General features: G+C 65.4%; 15 protein-coding genes and 1 pseudogene. 10 read left to right on the top strand and 6 right to left on the bottom strand.

Features of this window, described 5'->3' with window-relative positions:
* Complete coding sequence (locus ACQP1T_RS30515; protein ID WP_433756482.1) at positions 1-1,800, bottom strand: nitrite/sulfite reductase; 1,800 nt, start codon at positions 1,798-1,800, stop codon at positions 1-3.
* 135 nt (positions 1,801-1,935) lie between these two features.
* A complete protein-coding gene (locus tag ACQP1T_RS30510) occupies positions 1,936-2,028 on the bottom strand; it encodes an Ms4527A family Cys-rich leader peptide (RefSeq protein WP_357302009.1) in 93 nt (30 codons plus the stop codon).
* Positions 2,029-2,240: 212 nt separating this feature from the next.
* Between ACQP1T_RS30510 and ACQP1T_RS30505 the strand changes: the two genes are divergently transcribed.
* From ACQP1T_RS30505 to ACQP1T_RS30475, 7 genes are all read left to right on the top strand, one after another.
* Positions 2,241-2,630: an SgcJ/EcaC family oxidoreductase gene (locus ACQP1T_RS30505; RefSeq protein ID WP_433756481.1), complete on the top strand. Its 390-nt coding sequence runs from the start codon at positions 2,241-2,243 to the stop codon at positions 2,628-2,630.
* A gap of 176 nt (positions 2,631-2,806) precedes the next feature.
* On the top strand, positions 2,807-3,967 hold the full coding sequence (gene hemW / locus ACQP1T_RS30500; protein WP_433762427.1) for a radical SAM family heme chaperone HemW: 1,161 nt from the start codon (positions 2,807-2,809) through the stop codon (positions 3,965-3,967).
* A gap of 204 nt (positions 3,968-4,171) precedes the next feature.
* Positions 4,172-4,387, top strand: a complete 216-nt coding sequence (locus ACQP1T_RS30495; protein ID WP_433756480.1) for a hypothetical protein — start codon at positions 4,172-4,174, stop codon at positions 4,385-4,387.
* 340 nt (positions 4,388-4,727) lie between these two features.
* Positions 4,728-5,531, top strand: a complete 804-nt coding sequence (locus ACQP1T_RS30490; protein WP_433756479.1) for an alpha/beta fold hydrolase — start codon at positions 4,728-4,730, stop codon at positions 5,529-5,531.
* 295 nt (positions 5,532-5,826) lie between these two features.
* Complete coding sequence (gene hrcA, locus ACQP1T_RS30485; RefSeq protein ID WP_433756478.1) at positions 5,827-6,858, top strand: heat-inducible transcriptional repressor HrcA; 1,032 nt, start codon at positions 5,827-5,829, stop codon at positions 6,856-6,858.
* Between the two features lie 92 nt (positions 6,859-6,950).
* Entirely contained in the window at positions 6,951-8,102 is a 1,152-nt protein-coding gene (gene dnaJ, locus ACQP1T_RS30480) for a molecular chaperone DnaJ (protein ID WP_433756477.1), read from the top strand.
* A gap of 3 nt (positions 8,103-8,105) precedes the next feature.
* On the top strand, positions 8,106-8,846 hold the full coding sequence (locus ACQP1T_RS30475; RefSeq protein ID WP_433756476.1) for a 16S rRNA (uracil(1498)-N(3))-methyltransferase: 741 nt from the start codon (positions 8,106-8,108) through the stop codon (positions 8,844-8,846).
* Positions 8,847-8,861: 15 nt separating this feature from the next.
* Here the strand turns inward: ACQP1T_RS30475 and ACQP1T_RS30470 are convergent.
* Positions 8,862-9,947: pseudogene (locus ACQP1T_RS30470) on the bottom strand (hypothetical protein); the annotation flags it as partial.
* Positions 9,947-10,879 (bottom strand): metal-dependent hydrolase, encoded by a 933-nt coding sequence (locus ACQP1T_RS30465; RefSeq protein WP_433756475.1) that lies wholly within the window; start codon positions 10,877-10,879, stop codon positions 9,947-9,949. The gene ACQP1T_RS30465 and the pseudogene ACQP1T_RS30470, both read right to left, overlap by 1 nt.
* A 229-nt stretch (positions 10,880-11,108) precedes the next feature.
* On the opposite strand from ACQP1T_RS30465, the gene ACQP1T_RS30460 reads away from it, so the two are divergent.
* Entirely contained in the window at positions 11,109-11,735 is a 627-nt protein-coding gene (locus tag ACQP1T_RS30460; protein ID WP_433756474.1) for a TetR/AcrR family transcriptional regulator, read from the top strand.
* Between the two features lie 52 nt (positions 11,736-11,787).
* On the opposite strand, the gene ACQP1T_RS30455 is transcribed toward ACQP1T_RS30460, so the two are convergent.
* Together ACQP1T_RS30455 and ACQP1T_RS30450 are read right to left on the bottom strand one after the other, a co-directional pair.
* Complete coding sequence (locus ACQP1T_RS30455; RefSeq protein ID WP_433756473.1) at positions 11,788-12,279, bottom strand: zinc-ribbon domain-containing protein; 492 nt, start codon at positions 12,277-12,279, stop codon at positions 11,788-11,790.
* Positions 12,280-12,554: 275 nt separating this feature from the next.
* The gene (locus ACQP1T_RS30450) at positions 12,555-13,775 is read right to left on the bottom strand and encodes an MFS transporter (RefSeq protein WP_433756472.1); all 1,221 of its coding nucleotides are present in this window, start codon (positions 13,773-13,775) and stop codon (positions 12,555-12,557) included.
* Between the two features lie 88 nt (positions 13,776-13,863).
* On the opposite strand from ACQP1T_RS30450, the gene ACQP1T_RS30445 reads away from it, so the two are divergent.
* Positions 13,864-14,781, top strand: coding sequence for a LysR family transcriptional regulator (locus ACQP1T_RS30445; protein ID WP_433756471.1), 918 nt, complete (start codon positions 13,864-13,866; stop codon positions 14,779-14,781).
* A 143-nt stretch (positions 14,782-14,924) separates the two neighbouring features.
* Complete coding sequence (locus ACQP1T_RS30440) at positions 14,925-16,013, top strand: PhoH family protein (RefSeq protein ID WP_433762426.1); 1,089 nt, start codon at positions 14,925-14,927, stop codon at positions 16,011-16,013.
* Positions 16,014-16,065: the final 52 nt, after the last annotated feature.

Here is a 16,065-nt window from a genome sequence, read left to right as displayed (position 1 = left end):
TTACCGAAGGTCGGCCTCGTCGGCACGAACCGCCCACTGAGCGAACCGTTCGCCGTCCTCGCGGTGCTTGATGAAGTTGCGCACCACCCGTTCGATGTAGTCACCGAGTTCGTTGGTGGTCACCTTGTGCTGACGCAATTTGCGACCGAAGGCGCTGTCGAAGCCGAGGCTGCCACCGAGGTGAACCTGGAAACCCTCGACATGATTCCCGGACCCGTCATCGATCAGCTGACCCTTGAAGCCGATATCGGCTACCTGCGCACGCGCGCAGGAGTTCGGGCAGCCGTTGATATTGATGGTCACCGGAACATCGAGCTGCGCATTGAGATCCGCGAGCCGCTCCTCCAACTCCGGCACCAGCGCCTGGGACCGCTTGCGGGTCTCGGCGAAGGAGAGCTTGCAGAATTCGATTCCGGAGCAGGCCATCAGATTCCGGCGCCACAGCGACGGACGTGCCTGCAGCCCAAGGGGTTCCAGCTCGTCGATCAGTGCGTCGACCTTATCGTCGGCGATGTCCAGAACGATCAGCTTCTGATACGGGGTGAACCGGATCCGGTCCGAGCCGTACTTCTCCGCCGCCTCGGCGACCTTGGTGAGCACGGTGCCCGAAACCCGGCCCGCGATGGGGGAGAAGCCGATCGCGTTGAGCCCGTTGCGCAGCTTCTGCACGCCGACGTGATCGATCGGCTTCTTCGGCTGCTCCGGCGCGGGACCGTCGATCAGCTTGCGCTTCAGGTATTCGTCCTCGAGCACCTGGCGGAACTTCTCGATGCCCCAGTCCTTGATGAGGAACTTCAGCCGGGCCTTGGTGCGCAGGCGACGGTAGCCGTAATCGCGGAACAGCGAGACGACGGCCTCCCACACATCGGGGACCTCATCCAGCGGCACCCACGCGCCGACGCGCTGGGCCAGCATCGGATTCGTCGACAGACCGCCGCCGACCCACAGATCCAGACCCGGGCCGTGCTCCGGGTGATTCACCCCGACGAACGCGACGTCGTTGATCTCGTGCACCACATCCTGCTGGCCCGAGATCGCGGTCTTGAACTTGCGCGGCAGGTTGGAGTACTCCTTCTTGCCGATGTAGCGGCGCACGATCTCGTCGATCGCGGGGGTCGGGTCGATGATCTCGGTCAGCGATTCACCGGCCAGCGGCGAACCGAGCACCACACGCGGGCAGTCGCCGCACGCCTCGGTGGTTTTCAGGCCGACGCCTTCGATCCGCTTCCAGATCTCCGGGACGTTCTCGACCTCGATCCAGTGGTACTGGACGTTCTCGCGGTCGGACAGGTCGGCGGTGTCGCGGGCGAACTCGGTGGAGATCTGGCCGAGGGTCTTCAGCTGCGCGACGTTCAATGCGCCCGCATCGCAGCGGATGCGCATCATGAAGTACCTGGCCTCGAGAATGTCGATGTTCTCGTCACCGGTCCAGGTGCCGTCGTAGCCCTGTTCGCGCTGGGTGTAGAGACCCCACCAGCGGAACCGGCCGCGCAGGTCGCCCTTGTCGATGCTGTCGAAGCCCTGCTTGGAATAAATGTTCTCGATCCGGGCCCGGACATTGAGCGGGTTGTCGTCCTTCTTGGACTGCTCGTTCGGGTTCAGCGGCTCGCGGTAGCCGAGCGCCCACTGGCCCTCGGCCTTGCGGCGCACCGGCTTACCGGTGCGGACTCGCGGACCCGCCGCTGCCTCGGTCCGGGGACGGTCCGGGCGGACGCGTCGTTCGGAGGCCGGGCGCTGCGGGCGCCTGTGCGGCCCGGAACCGGGCTGATCCGTTGGACCGGCGTCGGTGCTCGACGTCATGGGGTCGCTCCTGCTGGGTGGGGGTACATCCGTGCTGAAGGCGTGAGGGGCTGAACTCACGCCTGCGGTGTCAGCGGGCCGATGTCCGTCGAAATCGGGAATTACCGGGCGATCCCGGGAATGCGCGCCGCTGAGCTACCGGTGCGAACCGGGCAGACAGCAGGCGCTGCAGACGCGCTTGTAGTCGACGTGGCGACGTGCCACAAGTCGTACTCCAGATCCGCGCATGCGGCCTATTGTGCCACGTCAGGGTGGCCCTTCCGACCGCCCGGCCATATTTCCCGCGAAATCGAGGGAAATTCCCTGGACTATGCGGACCGATTGTGACGGCTGTCATAGTTAGTGGCCCGAATGCCTCGCGTGATTCGTCGAGATCGTCACCGGTGAAGCGAGTCACTCGGTTTGACCTCGAGCTAGGTCGAGGTAGCAAGCTCGGTGGCATGAGTACCGATACCGAACTCGACGCTATCCGTGCGGTCGTCGCCACCGTCCAGCACTCCCAGCAGAACGAGCTCGTGGACGAATTCGTCGGCCTGTTCCGTGAGGACGCCATCTGGACGACCGGAGGCGGCAAGCGCCTGTTCGGCCGCGCGGCCATCGCCGAGTTCACCGCCCAGGTGCTGCCGGGCGCTATGCGCGAAGGCACGGCGACCTACGAGGTCGAGCATGTGCTGTTCATCCGGCCGGACGTCGCCGCGGTCAAGGTGGTCCAGCGGTACTTCGACGGCGACGGTCAGCTGTCCGGTCAGGGCTCGCCGATGTACGTCATGGCCAAGGAGGACGGCCGCTGGCTGCTCACCGCCAACCAGAACACCGTGGTCGCCGACTGATATCCGATTCGCTCGGATTGTGCCGACTGCCATCTCGCGATGGACCCGATCACTGCGGACCCGAGACATTGCGGATCTTTGCGGCAAGGTGCCCTTGGTGACAGGGGCAGGACACCGGCGGTCACACTGGAGGGGTGAGTTCCGCCGCCCCGATCGAATCCGAGACGCCTGCCCTCATGCTGCGCGACTTCGGCGGCGGGCCGTTCGGGATCTACATCCACGTGCCGTTCTGTGCGACACGCTGCGGATATTGCGACTTCAACACCTATACCGCGGGTGAGCTGGGCACCTCGGCGTCACCGCAGTCCTGGCTCGAGGCACTGCGCGGCGAATTGGCGACGGCGGCCGAACGGTTCGCGGCGCTGCCGACCGCGACGCCCGAGGTGGCGACGATCTTCGTGGGTGGTGGCACGCCGTCACTTCTCGGCGGTGACGGCTTGGCGGAGGTGCTGGACTCGGTGCGTGCGAACTTCACCTTCGCGGCCGATGCCGAGGTGACCACCGAGTCCAATCCGGAGTCGACCTCACCGCAGTTCTTCGAACGCATCCGCGCGGCCGGATTCACCCGGGTCTCGCTCGGCATGCAATCCGCGGCCCAGCACGTGCTGAAGGTGCTGGACCGCACCCACACGCCGGGCCGGGCGGTGGCCGCCGCGAAAGAGGCGCGCGCTGCCGGATTCGAGCATGTGAATCTCGATCTGATATACGGCACGCCCGGCGAACGCGACAGCGACCTGGACGCGAGCCTGGACGCGGTGCTGAGCGCGGAGGTCGACCACGTTTCGGCCTATTCGCTCATCGTCGAGGACGGCACCGCACTGGCCCGGCGCGTGCGCCGCGGCGAACTCCCCGCCCCCGACGACGATGTGCTGGCCGCCCGCTACGAACGTATCGACTCACGCCTCAACGCCGCAGGCCTCACCTGGTACGAGGTATCCAATTGGGCCGCAGGCGATTCCGCGCGCTGTCGGCACAACCTCGGCTACTGGGACGGCGGTGACTGGCTCGGCGCGGGCCCTGGCGCGCACAGCCACGTCGGCGGCGTCCGCTGGTGGAACGTCAAACATCCTGCGCGCTATGCAGATACCGTCGCCCGCGGCGGTTTTCCGGCCGCAGGCTGGGAAAATCTCACCGACGACGAGCAACACACCGAACGCGTCATGCTCACCATCCGCCTGCGCACCGGTCTGCCCCTGAACGAATTGGCACCGACGGAATCGGCCGCCGCGACCCGAATCATCGCCGACGGCCTTGCGGTTCGCTCAGGCGACCGCCTGATCCTCACCGACCGTGGCCGCCTGCTCGCCGACGGCGTCGTCCGAGACCTGCTGACCTGAGCGTCTTCAGGATCTTCGCTCCGCGAAATCCGTTCGTGACCGCCATCGGTGCCGTCTCGGTCACCGTTCTCCCACTGCTGGATACCGACGGCGGCGAGCATTGTGACTCATTCGTACTTCACGGATGGGTTCCTCGAATGCTGGCGGTTGCACTATCACAGATCGGTAAAGACGCGTAGGCTTCGGATCAACCCAAGGAGTCCTATGCCATCGGCACGACATATCACCCTTATCTCCGAGCAGAGCGAGTTCGCTGAGGCGCGGGCCGCGGAAAAGGCCGAAAATGCGCGACAGTGCGCGATGGCCGCTCGGACGGTCGCCAGCCACGCCGAGGACGCGGCTGACTGCGAGTCTCTGCTCGCGATGCTCGGCCTGGATGCCCTCGCGGGCAAGATGGCCAAAATAACGTCCGACCTGTAGCTGCGGGCTCGCCCATCACGATGCCGCCGCAGGTGCGCCGCGGTGGGCATTCGCCCTGACTCGGGCTCCCGCACAAGCCGTGACTACCTCGCACAACACCTACCGTGTGCGAGGTAGGCACCCGCTATGCGACGTGCCCTAGCTTCTGCGGCATCGCGGATGGGGATCACGCGCGCTCGAGGGCGGTGGTGCCGTGCTTCGGGCGGTCCTCGCGAGTGGTCGTGGTCGGCGTTCACGCAGAAGGGCGTGACCGACCGATCGGTCCATCTTGTCGTTGGTGCTCGGCAAAAGGTGACAACATCATGAGCCGACAGCATCAACGACGACAGGCAGGGCTCTGATGAATATCACCCGTAGTCTCCGCGCCTGCATCGCGGCGCTCACCCTTGCTTTCACGCCCGTCCTCGCGGTTGCCCCAGCGACCGCCGAACCGCTCCCGACGATCGTGCTCGTGCACGGCGCCTTCGCCGACACCACGAGTTGGAACGGCGTAGCCGCGACACTGCGCGACCACGGTTATCGAGTGGTTGTTCCCGACAACCCGCTGCGCGGTCCCGCCTACGATGCCGCGGCCATCCAGCGCACTCTGGACACGATCTCCGGACCCGTTGTCCTGGCTGGGCATTCGTATGGCGGCTTCGTCATCAGCAACGTCCACGACCCGAAAGTTCAAGCGCTGGTCTACATTGCGGCCTTTGCCCCCGTACAAGGCGAATCCGCGCTGCTCGAAATCAATCCGATCAGCTTCCCCGGCAGCCAGTTATTGCCCCCCGCGCTCCAGATACGTCTCGTCGACGACGCAAATGGCGTGGCGGGCAAGAACCTCGACGGCTACGTGGCCCCGGACTACTTCAACTCCGTCTTCGCCCAGGACGTATCCCCCGAAGTAGCCGCCGACATGATCGCGCACCAACGCTCCCTGGCCGTATCCGCCAACCTCGAACCCTCCGGCGCCCCCTCTTGGTCCTCGACCCCCAGCTGGTACCTCGTCTCGGCCGACGACCGCGTAATCCCGCCTGCCTCCCAACGCTTCATGGCGAACCGCATGAGTGCCAACACCAGCGAAATCGCCGCCTCCCACGCTTCTCTGGTCTCCCGCCCCAACGAGGTCGCCGCCGTAGTAGAAGCCGCCGCCGGTCGATAACAAGATCCGATCGCTCGGCCTGGTCTGTGAGCACTGGGTAAGTGCCGAGCACCATAGCGGGGACCGCTGGCTGCGCGGTGAGGTCAGCGTTCGGATCTCGCTCCGGCGCAACGTCAGTCGGTCCCGAGGAGGGCTGGATCACCAGCCTCCAGGGTGTGCAACGGGCAATTGTCGAAGAGGCAATTAGACTGGATAAATAGACGTACCAAGTAACCTGCATCGAATTCGGGTCGATGCGGACGGTGCGCACGTGACCGTTACGACGGACCCGAGGACGAGCGAGGAGGTGGGGCCGATGTCGAGCACCGAGGATCGGCGCTTCGAGGTCCTGCGTGCGATCGTCGCGGACTATGTCGCGACCAAGGAGCCGATCGGGTCGAAGACGCTGGTGGAACGGCACAACCTCGGGGTATCGAGCGCGACGGTTCGCAACGATATGGCGGTGCTGGAGGCCGAGGGCTACATCACCCAGCCGCACACCAGTTCCGGTCGCATTCCGACCGATAAGGGCTACCGGCAGTTCGTGGACCGAATCTCCGAGGTGAAGCCGCTCTCCCCGGCCGAGCGCCGGGCGATCATGGAATTCCTGGAGTCCGGCGTCGATCTCGACGATGTGCTGCGCCGCGGCGTCCGGCTGCTCGCTCAGCTCACCCGTCAGGTCGCGGTGGTCCAGTATCCGACGGTGTCGGCTTCCACGGTCCGCCACATCGAGGTGGTCGCGCTGAATCCGGCTCGGTTGCTGCTGGTCGTGATCACCGATACCGGCCGCGTCGACCAACGTCTGGTGGAACTCGGCGCGCTCATCGATGACCAGGATCTCGCCGCGCTGCGGGGGATGCTCGGTGGCGCGATGGACGGCAAGCGTCTGGCCGATGCCTCCGCGGCCGTCGCCGAACTGCCCGAGCGGGCGCCGGTGCGGCTGAAGGATGTGCTGGTGCGCGTCTCGACCGTGCTGGTCGAGACCCTGGTGGAGCATCCGGAGGAGCGGTTGGTCCTCGGCGGCACCGCCAACCTGACCCGCAACGCCGGCGACTTCGTCTTCCCCGGTTCGCTGCGCGATGTGCTCGAGGCGTTGGAGGAGCAGGTGATCGTGCTGAAGCTGCTCGCGGCCGCGCAGCATCCGGGCACTGTCACGGTGCGCATCGGCGAGGAGACCCAGGTCGAGCAGATGCGCGGAACCTCGGTGGTGTCGACCGGCTACGGTGCTGCGGGTGCGGTACTCGGCGGTATGGGCGTGCTCGGTCCGACCCGGATGGACTATCCGGGGACCATCGCATCGGTCGCGGCCGTTGCCCGTTATATCGGTGAGGTGCTCGCGGAGCGCTGAGAGGCCCCGTCGCTGATACGCTCGATCCTCCGGCGGATAAAGTTGAGTGCATCCGACTAATGCTGTTGCAAACCAAGGACTAGAGAACTCAAGTGGCACGGGACTACTACGGACTGCTCGGCGTCGCGAAGAACGCGACCGACCAGGAGATCAAGCGCGCCTACCGCAAGCTGGCGCGGGAGCTCCACCCCGACGTCAACCCCGACGAGGCGGCGCAGGCCAGGTTCAAGGAAGTTTCGACCGCCTACGAGGTGCTGTCGGACCCGGAGAAGCGACGCGTCGTCGATATGGGCGGCGATCCGATGGAGTCCGGTGCCGGGGGCGCTGGCTTCACCGGCGCCGGTTTCGGTGGGCTCGGCGATGTCTTCGAGGCGTTCTTCGGTGGTATGAGCGGCTCCGGCGCGACGCGCAAGGCGCGCGGCCGGGTGCAGCCCGGCGCGGATTCGCTGCTGCGGACGAGGCTCAGCCTGGCCGAATGCGCGGTCGGTGTGACCAAACACCTGACCGTCGACACCGCCATCCTCTGCGATATCTGTCACGGCGCCGGAACCAACGGCAAGTCCAAGGCGGTGCGCTGCGAAACCTGTGGTGGTGCGGGTGAGGTCCAGTCCGTGCAGCGTTCGTTCCTCGGTCAGGTGCTGACCTCGCGTCCGTGTCCGACCTGTCGTGGCGCGGGTGAGACCATTCCCGATCCGTGCCACAAGTGTGGTGGCGACGGACGGGTGCGGGCGCGTCGCGAGATCGCCGCGCCGATTCCGGCCGGTGTCGCCAATGGCATGCGGGTGCGGCTGGCCGCGCAGGGCGAGGTGGGGCCAGGCGGTGGGCATGCGGGCGATCTGTATGTGGAGATCGTCGAGCAGCCGCATGATGTCTTCGTTCGCGACGGCGACGATCTGCACTGCACTATTCGGGTGCCGATGGTCGATGCCGCACTCGGCACCACCGTCGTCGTCGACACCATCCTGGACGGCCCGACCGAGCTGACCATTCCGCCGGGCACCCAGCCGGGTGAGATCTCGGTGCTGCGCGGCCACGGCATGCCGCGCCTGCGCTCCGGTGCGCGCGGTGATCTGCTCGCGCATCTGGACATCGTGGTGCCGACCAAGCTCGACGCCAAGAGCACCGATCTGCTGCGCAAGTACAAGGGCATGCGCACCGGTGAACGCGCCGAGGTGATGTCGGCGCAGTCCGAGCACAACAGCGGCCTTTTCGCCCGGCTGCGAGCGTCGTTCAGCGGGCGATAGTCGTTGGCCGCCACGGTCTTCTATCTCTCCGAGATTCCGGAGCCGGGTGCCATCGCGGTGCTGGACGGTCCGGAGGGACGCCATGCCGCGACGGTCCGTCGCATCCGGGTCGGCGAGCCGATCACACTGTCCGATGGCTCGGGTCTGCTCGCGGCGTCGGAAGTCGTTGCGGCGCAAAAAGATCGGCTCGAGCTGAAGGTGCTCGACCGGGTGCTCGCCGCGCCAGCGACGCCGCGGGTGACCGTTGTGCAGGCGCTGCCGAAGTCCGACCGCTCGGAGCTGGCCGTCGAGTTGATGTCCGAGGCTGGTGCGGATGTCATCGTTCCGTGGCAGGCCGCGCGTTGCATTGCCAACTGGGAAGCCAAGGCGGGCAAGGCCGTTGAGAAATGGCGCGCCGCCGCCCGCTCGGCCGCCCGGCAGTCCCGCCGCGCTTACATCCCCGAGGTCGCCGACCTGCACCGCACCCGCGACCTGCTCGACAAGATCCGGGCGGTCGTGGCGGCGGGCGGCATCGCGGTCGCACTACACGAATCCGGCACCGCCCGCTTCGTCGAGTTGCCCTTCGACAAGGCCACCGAAATTCTGCTCATCGTCGGCCCCGAAGGCGGTCTAGACGACTCCGAGCTCACCGCCTTCGCCGCTGCGGGCGCCGACGTAACCCTGCTCGGCCCCACCGTCTTGCGCACCTCCACTGCCGCCGCCGTCGCCCTCGGCGCCCTGGGTGCGTTGACCTCCCGCTGGTAGCGGGTCGGGCTGGTACGGCACTGTGAAGATCGCGACCACGCAGAGTAGTGCGACCGCGAAGCACGTCAGCGCGTACCAGAGATTTCCGATGGGGTCGCCATTGCTCGTCGAACCGTCGACGGCGGCGAAGTAGTCGGGCAGCGCGCTCACCCACAGCAATGCCATCACGGCTAGATAGACGACGCTGTAGACCCGCACGAATCCATTCGTGTAGTCCGAGCGGTCGTGCCGTAGACGCAGCCACTGCCGAGTGAGAACCGGAATCGCGACGATGCTGACGATGACCAATTCGGCCGCATAGAGGAATCCACGCACCGAGGTGCTCCCGGCACCGAAAACCGTTGCCGGGATCGGCAATACGCCGGTTCCCAATGAGCCGAGAAGGCCGATGACGACAGTGCGCCACACCAACTGCGGTCCGGAGAAGGTGCGTCCCTGGTCGACGTGGCGACCCACGAACAATTGGACGAAGAACGCCAGCGACATCGGCCACAGCGCGGCGAATACCACCACACTCGGCAGCGGTACCGAATCGAACATCGGCTGATTGAGCGAGTTTTCGATCGACCACTCCCACCAGCGCAGCTGCGGTCCGAGATGGTCGAAGATCTCATAGAAGCCGTGGTGTACGAAGCCAACGCAGACGGCGCCGACGAGAACACCGTATCGACGGAAAACGCCCAGCATTCGGACGATTTCGAAGGCCAATGTGGCCATCAATGGGTAAATCGCGACGATATAGAGGGGGAGTCGACCCCAGAGGAAATCGACGGTGAAGACGTTGTGCGCGAACATCGTGTCGACGTGTGCGTCGATACCGAAGGCCGCGGGGAAGTACAGCGGCGGTTCGATAATGAACAGGTACGCCGTCGCACCGAACCAGACCACGAGATTGGTGGGATCGCCGTGCCGACGCAGCCGCAGAATCGCGTAGATCAGCGCGAGCACCGCGCCGAGAACGATGGTGAATTCGAGGACCGGCAGCGTCCAGTTCTCCAATGCGAAGGGGTTTCGCACCTCGACGAGTCCACCTGCCTCCTGACAGGAAAAGCCGAGCGACTTCGCGAGTTCGTCGAAGGTGGGTGCGCAACGATCGGACATCAGTCCCCCTGCGCCGCAACGGAATCGGCTGTGTACCAGTACGATACGTCGTATCCCGCGTTATAGCGTTCGAACCACACATCGGCGAGTGCGGGCAGTTTCTCGTGATCCGGATTGTGCCTCGGCAATTGACTGCGGATGATGCCGACCAGCGCGATCAGTTGTTCGCCGAGTCGTAGATCGTCGAATGCGCGCGACATCGGGCCATTGTCCTCGACGGGCAGCCGCAACAGTTTCCGCAACTTCTGCTTACCGCGGTGCGTCGCGAACATCGCCAGTGCATCGATGCGGCGATCCTCCAGCGGCACATGCTTGTTGAAGCCCGCGCAGGCCACCTTGATGACCTTCATGACGTGCCGGAAGATCGACGGCGCCATGCGCATGCGGTAGGCATCGCTGCCGACAATGGAATCGAAGATGATCAGCGCCGAACTCCGATGTTCGACTTCCTCGACGAAATGCCAGATGAACAGCGATGCGACCCGGTCGTCTCCCGGCCGGAACAGGGTTGAATCGTTGTCGAGCATCAGTTTGAACACCGGGGTGAAGGTGGCCTCCAGGTCGGCGGTGTAGGCGAGCCGGTATTCCAGGGAGGTCTGCACGGTGAGGCGGTCGAATTCCGCGATTACCTCATTGAGGGTCTCCTGGAGCCCGGGGTATCGCCGGATCAGACCGTTGGCGTGCTGGCGGTGCGCGGTCGAGTGCTGCCCCTCCTGCCGCACGAACGCGTCGGCCTCCTCCGCGACCTCGGGATCGGTTATCCGCGGCATGGCCTCGCGAATCATATTGACGATCATCTTCTCGAAGCCGATCGCCAGGAAGGACACCGCATTGGCCATAGACGAGAAGGCCGGATTCTGTTCGTTCCACAGGAACGGTACGTCGTAATCCGCGAATGCGAAGCGCATCTTTCGGACTTGTAGATCGGTCACTTGGCTGTACCTCGTATTTCGACAGGGGGCGGTAGCCGTGTTCGGACGCGCGGAAGCGTCGATGTCGTGATCATACACAGATCGGCCTGAGTGTATGATGACAATCGCTCGAGCTGGGACAACGACGGCCATGTGGTAGCGTCGAGTCCCTGATCAGGACGGTCGGCGCGGTTGTCCCGCTGTCGGTTTCGCACGCGACGGACATCGTTCGAGCCCGAGGAAGCGAGCAGTGGCAGGAAGGCGTGGGTGGGGCGGGAGTCCGCCGGATAGCGATGAGGAAGCGTCCCGTCGCATTGTCGCCACCGCGGTCGAGCTGATCGGGCGGACGGGTTCGGAGATCAGCATCGCCGACGTCGCGGAGTCGCTGGGGGTCATCCGTCAGACGGTGTATCGATACTTCCCCAGTGCGGACGCGCTGATGCAGGCCGCGGCGATCGCGTCTGTCGATGGTTTTCTGGATCGGCTGACCCAGCAGGTCGGCGGTATCGAGGACCCGGTCGAAGCCATGACCGAGGCGGTGGTCTACACGCTGGCCGAGGTGCGTCGAACGCCCCACCTGGGCATTCTGCTCTCGAGCACATATTCGAATGTGCACCCCGAGAGCCTGACCTCCGAAGAGGCGCAAACCTTCGGCATGACGATGATCAAACGCTTCGACGTCGATTGGGAGCGCTACGGATACGACGACGCGTCGCTACACGAACTCGTCGAATACATCCTGCGAACAATGCAGTCGTTCTTCGTTTCTCCGGGCAATCCGCCACGGCGCGACGATGAGCTGCGTCGGTATCTGCGACGGTGGATGGGGGCCGCGATCATCGCCCAACCGAAGCCGGACGGACGCCCCGGGCGCTGACCCGGTTGGTGCGGCGGGGCAGCCGCCGTCGGCTTCGCTTACGTCGCTCGGGTCAGCGCTGCCAGTGAGCGTTCGGCGCGCCGGGAGCGGGTTGTTGCTGCCAGTTGGTGTTGGGCGCTGGCTGCTGCGGGTGGGCGTTTGGTGCGCCGGAACCGGGCTGCTGCGGGTAGGCATTGGGTGCGGCGAGACCAGGCTGCTGCGGGTGGGCATTGGGTGCGGCGAGGGCGGGGTTAGCGCCGGGGCCGGGCCACTGGGCATTGGGCATGCCCGGGGCGGGCTGCTGGTACTGGCCGGAGCCCATTCTCTCGGCGTTGGCGCGTGCGATGAGGTTGGTGACTTGGGGTACGGCGAGCGGTGTCGATGCGCCGCACCAGGTGCATTCCATGTAGTGCTTGTTGGCGAGGGGCAGGATCGGGATGAAGAAGATTGTGAATGTGGTGGCGAGTCTGCGCAGCGCGTGCGCGGCGGGATTGCCGCAGCGGCCGCAGACCAAGGTGATCATGGCGAGCGTATGCAGACGCCTCTGCCAGCCGAAGATCAGCATGTGAAACCCCCAAGGAAAGAGAATCTGATGTCGGTCACAGTAGTAGATCGGTCAGCAGGCGCCGCTAGTTAACAGACGGCCATCTCTGCATCTGGCGTATTTTGCTCAAATGCAGTGCTTTCATCCGAGTGACGGCTTCTGATGTCATTGCTTTCAGATTGCTAGAGCACCTGGGCTCGGTCCGCGCACAAGCAGCCGTTCGCCCTCGGCGGCAGCGAGATCGTGTTGGTCTGCGACCTCGCGGTCATGAGCGTCGACACCGGGTGGCGCGGAGATCACGCTGTGGAGGCGGCGCATACTGGGGAAGTGGCAACGGCTTCGAATCCGCGACGAGCGTGAATCGTCAAGTACCACACCAGAACTGCGGCCACGACGATCAACGCACCGACACAAGCTGCCAGACCGGCCCATCCGCCCTTCGCATATGCGATGCCTGCCGTGCCGCCGATGATGGCGCTGCCGAGGTAATAGGTGAACAGGTACAGCGACGATGCGGCGCCGCCCGGAGCTATCGCGCCGACCCAGGCGCTCGCCACCGCGTGAGCACCGAAAAACCCTGCGGTGCAGAGGGCTATCCCGACAATGACGGCGATCAACTGGTCCGGGATGCTGACCAGGACGCCGCCGCCCATCAGTGCGACCGAAGCCGCGAGCACGCGGTGCTTGCCGATGCGATCGGCCCAGCGCCCGGCGGCGGCCGAGGCGAGCGTGCCCGCCAGATACAGCAGGAACACCGAACCCGCAACGGCCGCAGGCAATTCGAACGGCGGTCGGGTCAGCCGATAGCCGAGGAAGTTGTAGATCGATACGAAACCGCCCACCAGAACGAAGGCCAGCCCGAACAGCGCCAGCAGCCCGCCGTGGCGCAACGGCGCGCCGATATCGCGCAGTACGGTACGCATTCCGGCGGGTCGGGCGACGAACCCACGCGAGGGCGGCAGCCCACGCACGAACCAGACGGTGCAACCGGCCGCCGCCACCGCAATCGCGGCATCGGCCCAGCGCCATGAGGTCAGATCCAACGCGAATGCCGGAATCAGCCGCCCGGACAATCCGCCGATCGACGTGCCCGCGACATAAACACCCATCGCCGCGCCCAACCCCTCCCCGTCGATTTCCTCCGCCAGATACGCCATCGCGACCGCGGGCACTCCGGCCAACGCGACCCCTTGCAGCGCCCGCCCCGCCAACAGCACCTCCAGCGATGGACTCAGCGGCAGCAGCAGGCCGATGACGGCCGACACCACCGCCGACCAGGTCATCACCCTGGTCCGACCGATCCGCGCGGACAACGCACTCACCGGCACGATCGCCAATGCGAGAAATCCCGTGGTCGACGACACGGCCAGCGCGGCTTGTGCCGGATCGACCCCGAAGCCCGCCGACAGACTCGGCAGCAAAGCCTGTGCGCTGTACATCGACGCGAAAGTGGTCAGCCCCGCGGCGAACAGCGCGGTGGTGATCCGCCGTTCGTGCGAGGTATCCGTGCTGGTCATGACACCAGAATCGGCGCACGCCGTTAAGAATGGAAATGAATACTAATCTGGTTTCTAATGCATCTGAGGCATAAGGAAAGGTCGGCACGTGCTGGGTGAAGATCTGCTGTGGTTCACGACACTCGCCGAGCTGGAGCGCGTCGGCGCGGCCGCCGAGCGGCTGCACATCGCCCAGCCGACGCTCTCGCGCATGCTGGCCCGCCTCGAACGCCGCCTCGGTGTCGAACTCTTCGACCGCCACGGAAAACGCATTGTGCTGAACGAGTTCGGCCGGACCTACTACGAACACGCCCGCCGCGCCCAGTCCGAACTCGATGCCGCCGCACAAGCCGTCGCCGACCTCGCCGATCCCGCGAAAGGCGTTGTCCGCCTGTCCTTTCAGCATTCCTTCGGCAGCTGGCTCATCCCGCAACTGATCGGCGGCTTCCGGCGCGGTTCGCCCCGCATCTCGTGCACGCTTCGACAGGGCGCTTTCGATGCGGTCGTCGATCAAATACTGGACGGCACAGCGGATTTGGCGATCGTGTCGCCCCGTCCTTCGGCGACGGGCCTCGGCTGGCGCAAACTGCTCGCACAGCCGCTCGTGCTGGCCGTGCCCGCAGAACATCGGCTCGCCGCCCGACGACAGATCCGGCTCGCCGATCTCGGCGACGCCGAATTCATAACCATGCACCCGGGTTTCGGTATGCGCCGCATCTTCGACGAACTCTGCGCCGCCGCGAATATCCGCCCCCGCATCGCCTTCGAATCGAGCGATCTGCTCACCGCCGCGGGACTGGTCGCGGCCGGACTCGGCGTCGCGCTGCTGCCGCTGGAAGATCCCACTCCCGCAGCAGGTTCGCTATCGGGCATCGCGACCGTCCCGCTCGCCGATGCCGGAGCGGCTCGGGATGTGGGACTGATCTGGTCGGCGACCGCCCCGCCATCGGACGCGGTGCGTCGATTTCGTGACTTCACCGAGGATTGGGCACGCCGGCGCGGGGGAATCCAGATGCCACGACGGTAGGTAGCGATCAGCAGGCAATCCGCGCCCGAGGTAGCCGTTTATTCAATGCGTGTTGTCAGTGGGGCGCGTTAAACTTTCATCAACGACGCAGCAATTCGAGACCGGAAAGCAGGCTATAGCCACTTTTGAGAACACAAGGCGAGATCGGCGACCCGACTACACCCACTGCAGGCATCGGTGCGGACAACGGTTCGGGCCCGGCAGCGCGCACCGTGCGTTCCAGCATCGAACTCGCTCCCGAATCCGTGTTCCCCTTCCTCGGTTCGGCCGACCAGAACCTGCGTGAACTCGAGCAGTTGCTGGATGCGGATATCCATGTCCGCGGCAATTCCGTCACTCTCACCGGCAAGGCGGCCGACGTCGCGCTCGCCGAGCGGGTGATCGAACAGCTCGTCGCGCTGACCGGTCGCAATAGAGTGGTGACCCCGGAGGCGGTGCGCCACACCGTATCCATGCTCACCGAGGGTTCCTCGGAATCCCCGGCCGAGGTGCTGAGCCTGGACATTCTGTCCCGGCGCGGTAAAACCATCCGGCCCAAGACGCTCAACCAGAAGCGCTACGTCGACGCGATCGATGCCAACACCATCGTGTTCGGCATCGGCCCAGCGGGCACCGGCAAGACGTATCTGGCGATGGCCAAGGCCGTGCAGGCATTGCAGACCAAACAGGTCAACCGGATCATCCTCACTCGCCCCGCCGTCGAGGCGGGCGAGCGGCTCGGCTTCCTGCCCGGCACGCTCAACGAGAAGATCGATCCCTATCTGCGTCCGCTCTACGACGCGCTGCACGACATGATGGACCCGGAGGCCATTCCGAAACTGATGGCGGCCGGTGTCATCGAGGTCGCACCACTGGCATATATGCGCGGTCGCACGCTGAACGATTCGTTCATCATTCTCGACGAGGCGCAGAACACCACGGCCGAGCAGATGAAGATGTTCCTCACCCGGCTCGGTTTCGGCTCGAAGATCGTGGTCACCGGTGACGTCACCCAGGTGGATCTGCCCAATGGCGCGCGCTCGGGTCTGCGCGCGGCGAGTGAGATCCTGACCAGTATCGAAGATATCCATTTCGCCGAGCTGACCAGTAGCGATGTGGTTCGGCACCGGTTGGTCTCCGATATTGTCGACGCCTATGAGCGGGCCGAGGCCGAACGGGTCACCCAGGTCGGACCGCACTATCCGGGCAACCGCGCACAGCGTCGCGCCGCGAGCCGGGGAGATCGGCGATAGTGCGACTGACGTGTCCGGGCCAGCCGCGCGGTGCGGGCCCGGGCACACCGAA

Origin of the sequence: Nocardia sp. CA-135398 (genome assembly GCF_050955845.1) — a bacterium.
GTDB lineage: Bacteria > Actinomycetota > Actinomycetes > Mycobacteriales > Mycobacteriaceae > Nocardia.
Note: the sequence above shows the minus strand (reverse complement) of the source record. Positions and strands in the feature narration are given on the sequence as shown.

Coding starts and splice junctions, on each gene's coding strand:
- ACQP1T_RS30515 (WP_433756482.1), bottom strand. CDS start 1,800: ATGACGTCGAGCACCGACGCCGGTCCAACGGATCAGCCCGGTTCCGGG.
- ACQP1T_RS30510 (WP_357302009.1), bottom strand. CDS start 2,028: ATGCGCGGATCTGGAGTACGACTTGTGGCACGTCGCCACGTCGACTAC.
- ACQP1T_RS30505 (WP_433756481.1), top strand. CDS start 2,241: ATGAGTACCGATACCGAACTCGACGCTATCCGTGCGGTCGTCGCCACC.
- hemW (WP_433762427.1), top strand. CDS start 2,807: ATGCTGCGCGACTTCGGCGGCGGGCCGTTCGGGATCTACATCCACGTG.
- ACQP1T_RS30495 (WP_433756480.1), top strand. CDS start 4,172: ATGCCATCGGCACGACATATCACCCTTATCTCCGAGCAGAGCGAGTTC.
- ACQP1T_RS30490 (WP_433756479.1), top strand. CDS start 4,728: ATGAATATCACCCGTAGTCTCCGCGCCTGCATCGCGGCGCTCACCCTT.
- hrcA (WP_433756478.1), top strand. CDS start 5,827: ATGTCGAGCACCGAGGATCGGCGCTTCGAGGTCCTGCGTGCGATCGTC.
- ACQP1T_RS30455 (WP_433756473.1), bottom strand. CDS start 12,279: ATGCTGATCTTCGGCTGGCAGAGGCGTCTGCATACGCTCGCCATGATC.
- ACQP1T_RS30450 (WP_433756472.1), bottom strand. CDS start 13,775: ATGACCAGCACGGATACCTCGCACGAACGGCGGATCACCACCGCGCTG.